General features: G+C 46.3%; 1 protein-coding gene. It reads left to right on the plus strand.

The features are described 5' to 3' along the window. Positions 1 to 214: transposase (locus WFZ85_RS16430; RefSeq protein ID WP_342697298.1), on the plus strand; the 214-nt coding region annotated here is incomplete at both ends.

The following is a 214-nucleotide window of genomic DNA, read 5'->3' on the forward strand; positions in this document are numbered from 1 at the left end:
AGTTCATTTACAACAAAGAAGCAAACACCTATACCTGTCCACAAGGACAAACCCTCACCACCACAGGTAGCTGGCACAAAAAAACGGGTCGCACCGAAGAAAGCGGTTATATGTACCAAAAATACCGAACACCAGCCTGCAAAACCTGCCCAGTAAAAGACCAATGCACCAGTAGAAAAGGAGGACGAGAGATTGATCGAAGCCAATATGCCGA

This window comes from Flavobacterium aureirubrum, from assembly GCF_038739835.1.
In the GTDB taxonomy this organism is placed as follows: domain Bacteria; phylum Bacteroidota; class Bacteroidia; order Flavobacteriales; family Flavobacteriaceae; genus Flavobacterium; species Flavobacterium aureirubrum.